Origin of the sequence: Gallibacterium trehalosifermentans (genome assembly GCF_042433055.1) — a bacterium.
GTDB classification, from domain to species: Bacteria; Pseudomonadota; Gammaproteobacteria; order Enterobacterales; family Pasteurellaceae; genus Gallibacterium; species Gallibacterium trehalosifermentans.
Map to the genome: position 1 here is coordinate 152,040 of NZ_JBHLWB010000009.1, position 14,081 is coordinate 166,120.

The window sequence follows — 14,081 nt, forward strand, 5'->3', positions numbered from 1 at the left end:
CATTGGGGAGATCAAATATGAAAATCGTTATTACAGGTGGACAAGGATTTTTGGGGCAAAGATTAGCAAAAACATTATTGCAGCAAGAAAAGGTAATGGTTGATGAACTTATTTTAGTTGATATTAATGAGCCTATTATTCCTAATCAGGATAAACGTGTTCGTAGTATTAAAATGGATTTGCGTTCAGAAGAATCGATCAAAGAAGTGATAACTAAAGATGTTGATGCCATATTTCATTTAGCGGCAATAGTGAGTAGTCATGCAGAAGAAGATCCTGATCTTGGTTACCAAATTAATTTCCTATCAACACGTAATTTGCTAGAAAGATGTCGGGTTGTAAACCCAAAAATTCGCTTTATTTTCTCCAGTTCATTGGCCGTTTATGGTGGAGATTTACCTGCACTCATTGAGGATAAAACCGCCGTAATGCCTCAATCTACTTATGGATCGCAAAAGGCGATGTGTGAACTATTAATCAATGATTATGCAAGAAAAGGTTTTGTAGATGGAATAGTTTTACGTTTACCGACAATTTGTATTCGTCCTGGGAAACCCAATAAAGCAGCATCATCATTTGTGAGCGGAATTATCCGTGAACCATTAACAGGTGAAGTTGCTAATTGTCCAGTCGATAAATCTTTAGCGCTATGGTTATCTAGTCCAGATACGGTAATAGCGAATTTCATTCATGCGTTATCTTTACCGCCATTAGACGCTCGTGATTGGCATGTGATTAATCTTCCAGGATTTACTATCACTGTTGAGGCAATGCTCCAAGAATTAGCTCATATTAAAGGGGAGGATATTCTTAAAAAAGTAACTTACCAAGTTGACTCAAAAATTAATGATATTGTCGCAAGTTGGCCTGCAAAAATTGATATTGTTAGAGCATTATCGTTGGGTTTCTGTGTTGATAATCATTTTGCTGATGTTATTCATCAATTTATAAATAAAGATCTATAACAGGAGAAATCATTATGTTTGGTTTGCCGATTCCTATAGTAGGATTAATTATTGCTGTAGCAGTATTGTTGTACTTAGTATTGCGTACGAGAGTGCACGCATTTATTGCTATGTTGATTGCATCAGCAATCGCTGGATTAGTGGGGGGCTTAAATGCCTCTGATACGTTATCAGTCATTTCTAAAGGCTTTGGTGGTACTTTAGGTAGCATTGGACTTGTCATTGGCTTAGGTGTCATGATGGGAAGTATCCTAGAAGTATCGGGTGCTGCAGAAAAAATGGCATATAGTTTCATCAAGTTTTTAGGAAAAAAGAGAGAGGAATGGGCATTAGCTATTACAGGTTATGTTGTTAGTATTCCTATTTTTGTCGACTCAGCCTTTGTTATTTTATATCCAGTGGCAAAAGCATTAGCTAAAAATGGAAAACGCTCTCTTCTGACCTTAGGTGTCGCACTAGCAGGTGGTTTAGTGGTTACTCACCATACAGTTCCACCAACACCGGGACCATTAGGCGTTGCAGGGTTATTTGGGGTAGATGTAGGCGCAATGTTGCTATTAGGAATGTTGTTTGCCATTCCAGCGGTGATAGGGATGATTCTTTATGCGAAATGGTTAGATAAAAAATATCCTGAATTCAATCAACAAGTCTTTAGCGAAGAAGAATTAAAACATAAGTATGATAATTATATTGCAGAGAAAGAGAAAAAAGACCTACCAAGCCTCACTCTTTCAATGTTACCAATTATTTTACCTATAGTACTGATTTTCATTAAAGCTATTGTTGACTTATTGATAAAACAAAAAGTTTTCCCTGAAATGGCAAACAGCTCTTTATACCAAATCATTGCCTTTGTGGGAAGTCCTATTGTTGCATTAGCAATAAGTGTGTTAGTTGCGGTATATTCTTTATTGCCTAATGTAGATAAACATACTACCTCGCTTCATCTTGAGGAGGGAGTAAAAACTGCGGGTATTATCTTACTTGTTACGGGTGCTGGTGGTGCATTAGGTGCGGTGTTGCGTGATAGTGGAGCAGGAAAACAGCTCGCAGAACAAGTAGCTGCTCTACCGATTTCCCCAATCTTAATTCCATTTATTGTATCAACGTTAGTTCGTTTCATACAAGGATCTGGAACAGTTGCCATGGTTACTGCGGCATCAATATCCGCCCCTATTCTAATGTCATTGCCAAATGTCAATATGTTACTTGCAGCACAAGCTGCGACCATGGGTTCACTGTTCTTTGGTTATTTCAATGATAGTTTATTCTGGGTCGTGAATCGAATGATGGGCATTAGTGAAGTGAAGAAACAAATGATTGTCTGGTCTATTCCTACCACGATTGCATGGGCAATAGGTGGTTGTTGTGTGATTATTGCCAACCTTATATTTGGATCAGATGGTTCGGTATTTGATTTACTCTTCCCATTAGTAGTACTTGCCGCAATTATTTTGTATGTGAGATTACAAAATAAAAAATTGTAGTAGTCGATTTTAATCCAAATGCTCTATGTATAGAACATACATAGAGCATATACAATTTAAGGAAATGATCATGATGAAATTCACGTCTCTTCTTTTTCTGCCTTTTTTAGTTATGCCATTGTTTATCCAAGCAAATACAACTATTCCAGATGAAATTAAAAATGGCTCATTTAAAGCGGTAAAACTGATTACTCAAGTAACTGAAAAAGGACAAAAAATATCTGGCATCGCTCTACAATATGAAGCGGATATTTTATCAGGTAAAGAATTAGCAGGTTTATATCAAGTTGAAGTGCAATTAGATAATAAAGTTCTAGGTCATCGCCATATTGTTGATGCTTATACACAACAAGGTATTACGCAACAAAATGATGTTGCTATCGGTGATACGGTATTTCTTGTCTTAGATAAAGAAGATAAATTTGCTGATTCTTATGAATTAGAACAAGCGAATACAGAACCAATGAATTTTAGAGCAATAGACGCTCAAGGTACACCTATTACAAAGCAAGTTGTACAAAGTAATAAAGTTCCTAAATTTTATGGTAACAGATTACAGTATGTGATTAAGCAAAAAGGATTACTTAAATTAACGAATAGTAAAACAGTGGGCGAAAGGCATATTACTGTTAGTGCTAGCTCAGAAAATGTCGTGAATCCAATTATTGATCGGTTTCAGTCTAAACAAGTAAGTTTGAATACAAAGGAAAATTACCTTAATTATCGAGTGTATATACCTGATTTAGAAAAGAATAGGAAATATCCGTTAGTTATTTTCTTACATGGTTCCGGTCAGGTAGGTTCAGATAATATCGCTCATCTCTTATCTAGTCGGGGAGCAATAAGTGTTTTAGATTATTCTCCTAGTTTTATTGTAGCCCCACAATATCAAACGGTTTTTGATCCTTTTGATGACGTTACCAAAGGACAACAAGGTGGAATTCATTGGCAAACGAATAATAGACGACAATTAGTATTAAAAATGATCGATAAAACAATTTTAGAGAATCCTCAAATTGATACGAATCGAGTTTATCTAATTGGTTTGTCTAGAGGTGCTGAAGGTGCCATGTCATTGTTATTAGATAGACCAACATTTTTTGCGGGAGCATTATTAATGAGCGGGCGGGAAGCTGGCACTGTTGAGTGGATAGATGGTAAAGCAACCACAGATCTTTTAGCACCTATTAAGGATATACCAATTTGGTTTTTCCATAGTAAAGAAGATAAGGTTTCCCCAGTTGCAGGTACAAGAAAGAACTATACTCTCCTTCATGATCAATTACGTGGGAAAGATATTCGATATACAGAGTTTAGTTACCAAAAAGCTGGAGATAATGGGATTGTTAATAATAACCCGCATAATACATGGGACGCAGTATTCAATAGTCCAGCTATCATGAGATGGCTGTTAGCTCAACAAAAAAGGAATTAATCATGAAATATACGTTACTTTCTTATCCGCTTGATGTTCAAGATCCAGGTTTTCCTGGAGAACCTACTTTACAGATTGAATATTGTACACAAATTACCAAAGGTGATGTATACAATAGTGCAAAAATTCACCTTTTTAATCATTTTGGTACACACTTTGATGCACCTCGCCATTTTAATCCTAATGGAGTAAGTATCACAGAGCTTCCTTTATCACAATTTATCTATGAAAAACCACTTTTGCTTGATATTCCCAAAGGAAAAGCCAGCCTAATTACCAAGCAAGATCTTGAACCATATATTGAAGAGATTCAGCAAGCAGATTTACTTTTAATTCGCACGGGGCAAGAACAGGTGCGCTTTGCTAATCCAACACAGTATGCGGAAGCAGGGTGTGCTGTTAGCATTGAGGCCTCGCAATATTTAATTGATATTGCACCAAATTTGAAAGCGATAGGTTTTGATTTTATTTCATTAGCTTCACCGTCTAATGCAGAGCATGGGGTAAAAGCACATCAAATTTTACTTGGCATGTTTAGTCAGAATTTTATTTGTATTATTGAAGATATGAAACTTTCACATATTAATGCTTCTCAACTGAAAAAGGTCTTTGCTATGCCTTTGTTAGTGAAAGAAATTGATAGTGGGCAGGTAACTATCTTAGCTGAGTTAGGAGAAAGAAATGTATAAGCAAAAATCTTATCTACTCGCCATCTTTTTTGCATTTTTAACCCTGATTGCGAGTTATTTTTCTGCGCAAATTGAACGAGATTTTGGCAATGTTGAGGTCAATACTGTACAGTTTATGACCGAAGAAATGCAGCCGATGGTGGCAAAAATCTATCGCCCAATTAGTGCAACAAAAGAGCACCCAGCCCCTGGTTTGCTCGCTTTGCATGGTTATCAGAGCGATAAAGAAGCGGTGAGCACTTTTGGTGCGCTTGAGCTTGCCAAGCGTGGCTTTGTGGTGCTGGCAATTGATCATTTCGGGCACGGCTATTCTACCAAATTGCCTGCATGCAATCAGAATATGAGCGGTGCAAACAATGGTTATCAGTATTTAAAATCCTTGCCTTTTGTGGATGAAAAGCGCTTAGGCATTTTTGGGCATTCCACAGGTGCGCTCAATGCCGTGCGTGTGGCAAAGCTAAACCCTGATCATAAAGCGGTGAATGGCTTGAGTGGCAATGGGGCGGATTTTGATGTGCATAATTATCTGCTCACGCAAGGGCTATATGAAGAGATTGGCGGTTATCGTGAGCGCACTTTTCCTGTGAAAAACCTCATCACCCACCCTGCAAGATTAAGCGCTTTTGGGCTTAAGGATACGCAAACGCTCGAATGGGGCAAGCAGTATGGTGATACCCAAGCTGGCACAGCAAGAAAAAGCGCTTTGGTGGCGGGTACGCATTTGGGCGTGATGATAGCAAGTGAGAGTAATCGTGAGGCGATTGCGTGGTTTTCGCAAATTTTGCAAAATAAAGATGAAATCTCAGCGCTTGATGTCAATGATCATAGCTACTGGCATAAAGAATTTATGGGGCTTGCCTCGCTGATTTTTATGCTTAGCTCTGCGCTTTTTTTCATCAATGGCTTATTAAAAAGCGCTTATTTTGCTGTGGTGTGTAAAAAAGTGTCTGATAAAACAGCACTTTCTCCTGCAAAATGGCGTGTTTTTGCCATCATCAATATTCTGCTCACTTTGCTACTCTACCCGCTGCTTACCCAATGGGGCGGTGCAAATGAGCCGATTGCAGCAATCTTGCCGTTTATGCCACTTGAGATGGGCAATGGCATTATCACTTATCTGGTCGTGAGTGCACTTTTAAATCTCATCTTTTTTATCTGGTGGAAAAAGGGGCAAAAAGCGCTTTCTTTGACAGAATTTGGTCTTAGCAGTATGCAAGAGAATATCTCTACAAAAGCGCTTGTGAGGCGTTTTTTCACGCTCTCCCTGATTGCTTTGGGGTGGTGCTATTTCATTGCTGTTTTTGTGCATTGGTATTTTGGCGTGGAAATTCGTTTTCTCTGGCCATTTTTCAAACCTCTCACGCCAGAGCGCTTTAATTTATTTTTCGTGTATTTCCTGCCTATTCTCGCCTTTTTCTACATTTACAATGGGCTGATTTTAAGCGTGCAGATGAAACAAAAATTAGCAAGCGGTTTTCCCAAAACCTTGCTCCTTTGGACAGCAAAACTCACACTTGTTGCCGTAGGCGGCTTAATCGTGCTTTGGCTTTTGCATTTTGTTCCAAACTTTATGCAAATCGGGCCTGGCTTTGATGTCATCGGTCTTCCCCAATTTGGCGGACGTTGGATGATGATGCTTGCAGTGATTATCCCGCAATTTATCACCCTAATTTTTATCTACAACTGGTGTTATTTAAAAACAGGCTATATCCACTTGGGCAGCTTTTTCTGCGCAAGCCTCATGACTTGGATTTTGGTTGGCGGACAAGTCATTGGACGGTTTTTAGCATAACCGTTTAATAAAAAACTATGACTATGAATTAGATCATTAAAAAGTTAATAAAAACTCGCTTAAAGTTTTAGGCAAAAGGCTTTAAGCGAGATTATCTAAAACAAATAGATAGTTAAACTTATCTAAAAGAATGGGTTCAAACAGTGCTTTGATAGTAAATGTGATAAGTATGGTCATTTATGGCTCATTAAAAAGAAAAGTAGATCACATTGTGTATATGAAATAGATTTTTATTAGATCTCATTTTGGAGTATATGGCTATATGCTGTTATTTTAATTATTTTTGAACTGTACTATTGTTCCGCGTTACACCAATCTACTATTCTTATGCCATCTACTTTAGTAAACTCTTTAATATTATTTGTTACAACGGTTAAGCCTAAACTTCTTGCATGACCTGCAATCATCACTTCGTACGGACCAATAGGCTGTCCAATTTTTGTGAGTTCTGCTCTTATTTGACCACTATGATAGGCTGCACTTTCGTCATAATCGAGAACAGTTAATCTTGAACAAAAAGACTCAATAATGGATAGGTTTTGTGCTACTTTTGCACTTTTTTCTGCGCCGTAGATTAGCTCCATTAGTGTAATTGAACTAATACAAAGCATAGATTGATTTTCATTAAATAGGGGTAATAGATGTGCTGGTTTATTTTTTATCGTAAAAATAACGATATTTGTATCTAGCATATACTTTAGCATTATAATGACTCCCTTTCTTGCATTTGAGGTTGTTCTCTATCTAGCATAAAGTCCTCTGACACCGCATTTGAATCATTAAACCAACTGTCCCAAACATGATTGAGAGGTGTGATAATACGCGTATTACCTTGAATGATAATATTCACATTTTTAGTTGTTTGTGGTAATTCAGCCATTTTAGGGATTCTAATAGCTTGGCTTTTATTATTCATAAAAACTGTTGCAGTTACTATGCTCATAGCTATCTCCTTTTTGTATATATATTTTGTATATGCTATGTTCTATATGGATTTCTGCAAAGTGATTTTTTTATAAACTATATCGAAATTGATAGATAGGTCTAAATAAATCTGACAGATCCTACTCGGAATAGAAGCTGTCAGGTTAAGAAGGAGAATATTTTAGCGTTAAATATTGCTTTCTTTTGAGGTTACTTCAAACAACTCGCAAAATCATCAGCAATTTGTTGTAAGAAAGCGGTATAAGATCCCTTACCTAATTTAATTTTCTCGCCCATTGGATCAAGTTGACCAACATTCACCTTTGTACTGTGTTGTAAGGTTTCAATCACTTTAGGCGTAAATTGTGGTTCTGCAAATAAGCATTGCACTTTATGTTCATTAATCTCCTCTTTGATTTCAGCTAATTTTTTTGCACCTGGTGCGATTAATGGGTTAATTGTGAAATAACCTGTTTGTTTTAGACCGTAAGCATTTTCAAAGTAACGATAGGCATCATGGAAGACATAGAAACCTTTGTCTTTAAATGAAACAAGTTGTTGATTAATTTGTTTATTTTTATCTGCTAATTGTTGTTTAAACTCGGTTAGATTTGCAGCAATTTTATCTTTTTGTTGTGGGAATGATTGGGTTAATTTTTCGGCTAACTGTTCTGCAACACGTTGACTAATAGTGGGTGAAAACCAGATATGCCAATCTTGTTCTAATTCGTTAACATGATTGTGATCATGGGCAGCATGCTCATGGTTGTGTTCATCATGTTGATGATCAGAATGTTGATGGTCGTGGTCGTGGTCGTGGTCGTGGTCGTGGTCGTGGTCGTGGTCGTGAGCTGAGGTTTTACCTAGCAATGATGCCAATCCATCAATTTTACTAATTGTTAATACGGTTTTTGGATCACGTTTCTCAATCGATTTTGCTAAAAATGCGTCAATATCTTCGCCTACCCATAGTACGAATTCTGCATCACGTACACGTTTTACATCAGAGGGTTTAAGACTGTAATCGTGAGGAGAGGCACCAGCGGGTACTAAAATTTGGGTATTTGTTACACCCTCTGCAATAGAAGAGGCAATAAAACCTAAAGGGCGAACAGAGGTTAGAATATCGGCATTTGCAAAGGTGGTAAGCGTATATATAGATAAGGCTAAAGTAATTTTATTAATATTTTTCAATGATTTAGACATACAAATTCCTCACAAAAAGTAATTAAAGGAAAATAAGCTATGCCTATTTTGCATAAAAAGCAAGCATTATTCGCTAAATAAAAGCAAATAATTGAGAGTTATTCTTATTTAGAGAAGTTTCACGCTCTTGTATGGGTATTTGCAAGAGCGTGAATAGTTTAATTACGGAAATATCTTAAACGGTTGGCATTTAGTACAACAGTTACTGAACTACAAGCCATAGCAAGGGCAGCCCACATTGGATTGAGTAAACCTAAAGCAGCTACAGGGATTAAGATTAAGTTATAGATAAAAGCAAAAAATAGACTAAGCTTAATATTACGGAAAATAGTCTTTGCTATGTTAATTGCGTTTACTAATGTAGTGAGATTGGCATTAATCAGGGTAAGATCAGCGGTTTCCATGGAAACTTTTGCCCCACTGCCCATTGCAATGGATACATCTGCCATCACAAATGCCTGAGCATCATTTACGCCATCGCCCACCATGGCAGTAATCACTTGTTGCGAGCTTTGTTTAATTGTCTCTGCTTTCGTTTGGGGAGTAGCTTGAGCGATAACTTGAGTGATACCAAGCTGTTGCGCAAATGCGTTAGCAGTTTTGGGATTATCACCAGTCAACATGACACACTCAATCCCCACCTCTTTTAACTGATTTATGCTATTAAGGGCATCGGATTTAATTTGATCGCTAATCGCAAAAACATTCATTAATTGTTTCCCTTGTGCAAGAAAAACTAAGCTAGCAGCTTGTTGTAGATGTGTTTGTATAAAAATTTGTGCAGGAGCAAGATCAATCTGTTGTTCTTGCATAAACACTTGACTCCCTAGTAGCCAAGTTTCGCCATTCAGCGTAGCAATCAGACCTTTACCAGCAATTATTTCGCTACGTTCAATCGAGAAAGTTTGTAACTGTTGCTGTTGAGAAAATTGAATAATCGCATCAGCAAGAGGGTGAACCATTTGTTGTTCAATACTGGCTGCAACAGCGAAGCTATGTGGATCTTGTTGCCAAACTGCAGTTACCGTTGTTTTTCCTGTGGTAAGGGTACCTGTTTTATCAAAAAAGATTCGTTTTACTTGAGTTAACTGTTGTAAACCATTGGCTTCTTTAACTAACACACCAAGTTTTGCTGCCTGTCCTGTACCAACAATAATTGACATTGGAATTGCTAAACCTAAGGCACAAGGACAAGAGATGACTAGTACTGAAATCGCCGCTAGCATTGCTTTACTTAATGCAGCCCCAACAATCAACCAACCAATGAAAGTGAATAAAGCAATAATCAGTACAGCAGGAATAAAAATAGCCGCTACTTTATCGACTAATGTAGCGAGTTTTGGTTTGGACGTTTGTGCTTGATCGATAGTGTGTATCATCTGTGCAAGTGTTGTATTGCGACCTGTTTGCGTAGCAATAATGTGTCCACCACCGTTATTCACTAAGGTGCCAGCGGTTACTTGATCACCGATGCTTTTTTTGACTGGTAGCGATTCCCCAGTAAGCATAGCTTCATTAATCCATAACTCACCAGTTTGTACCGTACCATCAACAGGCACTTTATCGCCAGTTTGTAACTGCACTATCATGCCTATTTTGACTCGTTTGGTGGCAATGGTTTTACTGATTCCAGTTTCAATAATAGTTGTTTGAGTAGGCAATAAATCCATAAGGGCAGACAGTGCTTTAGTCGCGGATTTTTTACCTCGACTTTCTAAAATTTTGCCAATATTGACAAAGCCAACGACCATTAAGCCAGAATCTAGATAGAGATGATGTTGGTTAAACGCGTGTGGAAATAAGATAATCAATAACGATAACAATAAACTCGTCAATGTCCCTAAAGCAATTAACGTATCCATTGAGGTGGTTTTATAACGAAGATTAGTCCAAGCTCGAATGAAAAAATGTTTTCCTGAATAATAAAGAGCTGCAATCACCAATCCACTCAATAGTAAATAAATCAGTTGGTAAGTAAGCAGTTGTGTTGACCCCAATTCAGCATAACTTGGCAACCAATCAAACCACATCGCAAACATTAATGCAAAACCAGAACCTAGGGCGACAATAGTTTGCTTGATTTTGTGTTGGATCTCTTGTTGATACTGTTGATCAATGCGAGCAGTACGACTTATTTCATCTTCGACCAATTCAGCTTGATAACCTGCATTGGTAACAGCAAGACAAATTTGATCTGCTTTTCCGCCAAGTACAGTAGCCGTGTTATCTGCCAGATTTACCCGCACACGACTCACGCCTGCAACTTGCTGAATCGCTTTTTCTACTTTTGCTACACAAGCTGCACACGACATTCCTTTGAGCAGGAAAAGTTGTTCTGGGATATTGTCTGATAGAGTAGGTATTATGCTATTTGTTTGTTCGATCGGAGATTCAACGTGTTGTTGTTCAACAGGTTGTGTTGTTGGTTGAACGGATTTGACAACACGTTGATCCGCTACTTTGCTGCAAAACCTGCTTGTTCTATTGCTTGGATAGCTTGTTCTATACTGGCATCACCGTAAATCTTTGCCGAAGTCAGATCAACATCGGTATACACGACATCAGGTAGATTTTCTAATGTCGCACGAACACTTTTTATACAATGTTGGCAATTTAGCCCAGAAAGTTCAAGAGTGTGAGCTGGGGCTGTAGCGATTTCTGCTTGATAACCTGCTTGTTCTACCGTTTGCATAGCTTGCTCTGCTGTAACATCACCCACAATTCTCGCATAGTGTAGTGATACTTTAACCTGTTCAACCTTTGGTAACGCACTAAGTGCTTTTGTTACGTTTTTCACACAGTGTTGGCAAGATAGATCAGCGAGTTTAAGTAATATCATCATTGCGCTCCTTAAATAAGTTTTTCAGATAATCTTGATAAAAAACGGTGTTACAATAAACCCTCCTGTAAGGTAAGAGTCAAGGAAAAAAGAATGTATATTCATGAAGTCGTAAAATTGACGAGTTTAACCGCAAAAGCGATTCGTTTTTATGAAGAAAAAGGGTTAATTACTCCACCGAGTCGTAGTGCCAATGGTTATCGTCAATATGGAATCCAACATATTGAGGCATTAAATTTAATTCGTGAAGCGAGAGAAATTGGTTTTTCCTTGCCAGAATGTGAACAACTCTTATCTTTGTATCGCAACCCTCATCGGCGTAGTGCAGACGTTAAAGCACAAACTTTAGCTAAAATTAATGAAATTGATCAACAGATAATGCGTTTACAACAAATGCGTGAAAAATTAATGACATTAGCTGAACAATGCCCTGGAGATGACAGTAAGGATTGTCCAATTATTAATTCTCTAAGTGGACAAAGTTGTTGCCATCATAAATCATCATTGCACAACAAGTAATCCCATACAGCCTTTGTCAGCTAACAACAAATTGGAGGCTCCAAAAATAAATGGGTAAGAGTTGGAAGATTGATTCTCAAATTTCACTAAAATTCGGGTTTCACCCATTACCCACACAGTATCTGTCCAACTCAGTTCATCTTTAGGAGAACGTTTGCCATTTTGTTGTTCAATTAAAAATTTCGCACCCTGTAGCTGGAAACCTGTTGGCTGATCGGCCGAGAGAATCCAACGTTCGACCGTATCTAATTTAGCAACAATATCAATTCGGCGAGGATCAAAACGGCGTTGATTAATCATTGCATCTTGTGTATTTAAGGCAAAAGTGCGTTCTTTAACTGGTGTTAACGGTAATCCTAGATTAGCGTCAGGTAGAGTTGGCTGCTGTTGTGTAAATGCAGAAGCTAAGCCTTGTGGACGTAATTCTACAACAAGATTATTTTCGAGATTGTCAGATAAGCCTAAGATACTGCGTAGTTGATCAAAAATACCGTGATCTTTGCCAGCCAATAATCTAACGGTTTGTCCCTGTGTTAAATTGACTAATACTTCAACTCGCTCACCAGGCGCTAAAAGTAATGTTGTTATTGCTTGTGGCTTTGGTAGAAAACCTAAACCAGAGGCAATTTTTAATAGTAGCTGTTGGTTATCTAAAGCTAAATAATAGGGGCGAGAAACGGAGGCATTGAGTAAACGTAAACGAACAAAACCTCTCGGGACATTCAAAAAGCAATTACGCTGCCCATTCACAAATAGCTGTTTTCCTAAAAATTGGTTTTTATCAAGATTAAAAAGTTGTTGCCCTTCATAATTGAGCGTGAGATCTTGCAAAATCAGGGGAATATCATTTTCACCGTATTTATTAGGGATAAAGCTTTGCTTACTCTCTTCATCTTCAATGATCCACATTCCAGCTAAGCCACGATAGCTTTGATAAGCTGAGCGCCCAATGGTATCGCTATGATACCAACAAGTTGAAGCACTTTGTTTGATTGGAATAATCGGCGACCAAGAGGTTTGCGGTGCAATATTTCGATTGATGCTCCCTGAAATTTCACCATTCGCTTGTAAGCCTTGAATATTGATTGCAATCGTTTCACTTAGGCTATTGCGATACGTTAAACGCAGAAAATCCTTTTGTTTCATCTTGATAGTCGGACCGAGATAAAAATCATTGAAGCCCCAAGCATCAACTTTTTGTTTGCCATTAAATGATTTTTGGATATTTAGCGCATTTAAGAGAATTGGCGAGCCACGCCCAACAGCTGTCAGTGGAGGAATCCATAGAGGAACTTTATCTTCCGCCATTGCATAACGAGATAAGCTGTTGCTAACAGCAACAGCCAGAGAGCTTTGTAGAAATTGGCGACGAGAAACGTTTCCCATAATCCTCCTCCTTATTATTTATATGCGCTGGTGAGTTTCTGCAATTTCTGCATCAAGTTTCGCAATGTGTTGTTCCATTAAATCATGACAATATTGAGCAAAATCACGCACGGTTTCACGGTTGTAATCACCGCTTGAAATAGGCGGTAACATTTCACAAATGACTTTACCATTATGCCAACGATTAAGATTAATTTTGTTATGTGTTGTTGAACAAACTACAGGAACAACAGGAACGCCCGCTTCGATAGCCGCATAAAAAGCGCCTGTTTTAAATGGAAGCAAACCTCTACCACGGCTGCGCGTCCCCTCTGGGAACATCCAAATAGATAAATTATCTTGATGAATGCGTTTCGCTAATGTGGTCATGGTATTGTGTGCTTTACTACGGTTTTCGCGGTCAATAAAAATGTTTCCTGTTGCCCAATACAATAAACCAAAAAAAGGAACCCAAATGAGACTTTTTTTTCCAACGCTTACCGTGCGAGGCATTACCATATGTGAAATGGTAACCATATCATAATTATTTTGGTGATTGCCGATATAGATACAACGCGCAAATTTTTCTGCACCTTCAGGATAGCGGTATTCAACTTGTAAACCAAATAAGGGGTGTAAACGTGCGAACCAATGAGCAAAAAGAGCGACATTATTTGGATTTTTAAAACGGATTAGTGAATAAATAGAACCAATGACACAAATAAGAATACAGCAAATAATAACAATCAAAATACGAAGTAATTTCAGCATAGGTTATCCCTCAAAAAAATTGCAGCAAGTATAGCGAATTTACTAGGATAAGTACAAAAGAAGAAAGCACGGATAGCAAAAATGCTTTA

Annotated in this window: 13 protein-coding genes; 6 read left to right on the forward strand and 7 right to left on the reverse strand. The window is 37.9% G+C overall.

Translation table 11 applies throughout. From position 1 onward, the window contains the following. Positions 1–17: 17 nt before the first annotated feature. The 5 genes from denD (at position 18) to ACFFHK_RS08530 (ending at position 6,368) form a co-directional block, all read left to right on the forward strand. Positions 18–965: a D-erythronate dehydrogenase gene (gene denD, locus ACFFHK_RS08510; RefSeq protein ID WP_382371461.1), complete on the forward strand. Its 948-nt coding sequence runs from the start codon at positions 18–20 to the stop codon at positions 963–965. 14 nt (positions 966–979) lie between these two features. Then, positions 980–2,452, forward strand: coding sequence for a GntT/GntP/DsdX family permease (locus ACFFHK_RS08515; RefSeq protein ID WP_382371463.1), 1,473 nt, complete (start codon positions 980–982; stop codon positions 2,450–2,452). A gap of 70 nt (positions 2,453–2,522) precedes the next feature. Continuing rightward, positions 2,523–3,887: an alpha/beta hydrolase-fold protein gene (locus tag ACFFHK_RS08520; RefSeq protein WP_382371465.1), complete on the forward strand. Its 1,365-nt coding sequence runs from the start codon at positions 2,523–2,525 to the stop codon at positions 3,885–3,887. A gap of 2 nt (positions 3,888–3,889) precedes the next feature. Beyond that, positions 3,890–4,576 carry a cyclase family protein gene (locus tag ACFFHK_RS08525; RefSeq protein ID WP_382371467.1) on the forward strand — a complete coding sequence of 229 codons (687 nt, stop codon included), beginning with the start codon at positions 3,890–3,892 and terminating at the stop codon, positions 4,574–4,576. Next, on the forward strand, positions 4,569–6,368 hold the full coding sequence (locus tag ACFFHK_RS08530) for an alpha/beta hydrolase (protein ID WP_382371469.1): 1,800 nt from the start codon (positions 4,569–4,571) through the stop codon (positions 6,366–6,368). The genes ACFFHK_RS08525 and ACFFHK_RS08530 overlap by 8 nt, the downstream gene beginning before the upstream one ends. Positions 6,369–6,661: 293 nt before the next feature. On the opposite strand, the gene vapC is transcribed toward ACFFHK_RS08530, so the two are convergent. From vapC to ACFFHK_RS08555, 5 genes are all read right to left on the reverse strand, one after another. Next, the gene (gene vapC, locus ACFFHK_RS08535) at positions 6,662–7,072 is read right to left on the reverse strand and encodes a type II toxin-antitoxin system tRNA(fMet)-specific endonuclease VapC (protein WP_382371471.1); all 411 of its coding nucleotides are present in this window, start codon (positions 7,070–7,072) and stop codon (positions 6,662–6,664) included. Next, positions 7,072–7,311, reverse strand: coding sequence for a type II toxin-antitoxin system VapB family antitoxin (gene vapB / locus ACFFHK_RS08540; protein ID WP_382371473.1), 240 nt, complete (start codon positions 7,309–7,311; stop codon positions 7,072–7,074). Before vapB ends, vapC begins: the two co-directional genes overlap by 1 nt. Before the next feature lie 191 nt (positions 7,312–7,502). Next, on the reverse strand, positions 7,503–8,498 hold the full coding sequence (gene znuA / locus ACFFHK_RS08545) for a zinc ABC transporter substrate-binding protein ZnuA (RefSeq protein ID WP_382371475.1): 996 nt from the start codon (positions 8,496–8,498) through the stop codon (positions 7,503–7,505). Positions 8,499–8,656: 158 nt separating this feature from the next. Beyond that, positions 8,657–10,882 carry a heavy metal translocating P-type ATPase gene (locus tag ACFFHK_RS08550; RefSeq protein WP_382371710.1) on the reverse strand — a complete coding sequence of 742 codons (2,226 nt, stop codon included), beginning with the start codon at positions 10,880–10,882 and terminating at the stop codon, positions 8,657–8,659. A gap of 71 nt (positions 10,883–10,953) precedes the next feature. Then, a complete protein-coding gene (locus ACFFHK_RS08555; protein ID WP_382371477.1) occupies positions 10,954–11,340 on the reverse strand; it encodes a cation transporter in 387 nt (128 codons plus the stop codon). A gap of 90 nt (positions 11,341–11,430) precedes the next feature. Here ACFFHK_RS08555 and cueR point away from each other — a divergent pair, with 90 nt between their 5' ends. Further along, on the forward strand, positions 11,431–11,856 hold the full coding sequence (cueR, locus tag ACFFHK_RS08560; RefSeq protein WP_382371479.1) for a Cu(I)-responsive transcriptional regulator: 426 nt from the start codon (positions 11,431–11,433) through the stop codon (positions 11,854–11,856). Here cueR and ACFFHK_RS08565 read toward each other — a convergent pair. Both ACFFHK_RS08565 and ACFFHK_RS08570 read right to left on the reverse strand, forming a co-directional pair. Next, a complete protein-coding gene (locus ACFFHK_RS08565; RefSeq protein ID WP_382371480.1) occupies positions 11,839–13,242 on the reverse strand; it encodes a multicopper oxidase domain-containing protein in 1,404 nt (467 codons plus the stop codon). The genes cueR and ACFFHK_RS08565 overlap by 18 nt on opposite strands. Before the next feature lie 18 nt (positions 13,243–13,260). Next, a complete protein-coding gene (locus tag ACFFHK_RS08570) occupies positions 13,261–13,992 on the reverse strand; it encodes a 1-acylglycerol-3-phosphate O-acyltransferase (protein ID WP_382371482.1) in 732 nt (243 codons plus the stop codon). Positions 13,993–14,081: the final 89 nt, after the last annotated feature.

Excerpts from the sequence above, each read along its gene's own strand:
- ACFFHK_RS08525 (WP_382371467.1), top strand. The coding sequence starts at position 3,890 with ATGAAATATACGTTACTTTCTTATCCGCTTGATGTTCAAGATCCAGGT.
- denD (WP_382371461.1), top strand. The coding sequence starts at position 18 with ATGAAAATCGTTATTACAGGTGGACAAGGATTTTTGGGGCAAAGATTA.
- ACFFHK_RS08570 (WP_382371482.1), bottom strand. The coding sequence starts at position 13,992 with ATGCTGAAATTACTTCGTATTTTGATTGTTATTATTTGCTGTATTCTT.
- vapC (WP_382371471.1), bottom strand. The coding sequence starts at position 7,072 with ATGCTAAAGTATATGCTAGATACAAATATCGTTATTTTTACGATAAAA.
- ACFFHK_RS08515 (WP_382371463.1), top strand. The coding sequence starts at position 980 with ATGTTTGGTTTGCCGATTCCTATAGTAGGATTAATTATTGCTGTAGCA.
- vapB (WP_382371473.1), bottom strand. The coding sequence starts at position 7,311 with ATGAGCATAGTAACTGCAACAGTTTTTATGAATAATAAAAGCCAAGCT.
- znuA (WP_382371475.1), bottom strand. The coding sequence starts at position 8,498 with ATGTCTAAATCATTGAAAAATATTAATAAAATTACTTTAGCCTTATCT.
- ACFFHK_RS08565 (WP_382371480.1), bottom strand. The coding sequence starts at position 13,242 with ATGGGAAACGTTTCTCGTCGCCAATTTCTACAAAGCTCTCTGGCTGTT.
- ACFFHK_RS08530 (WP_382371469.1), top strand. The coding sequence starts at position 4,569 with ATGTATAAGCAAAAATCTTATCTACTCGCCATCTTTTTTGCATTTTTA.
- ACFFHK_RS08520 (WP_382371465.1), top strand. The coding sequence starts at position 2,523 with ATGATGAAATTCACGTCTCTTCTTTTTCTGCCTTTTTTAGTTATGCCA.
- ACFFHK_RS08555 (WP_382371477.1), bottom strand. The coding sequence starts at position 11,340 with ATGATGATATTACTTAAACTCGCTGATCTATCTTGCCAACACTGTGTG.
- cueR (WP_382371479.1), top strand. The coding sequence starts at position 11,431 with ATGTATATTCATGAAGTCGTAAAATTGACGAGTTTAACCGCAAAAGCG.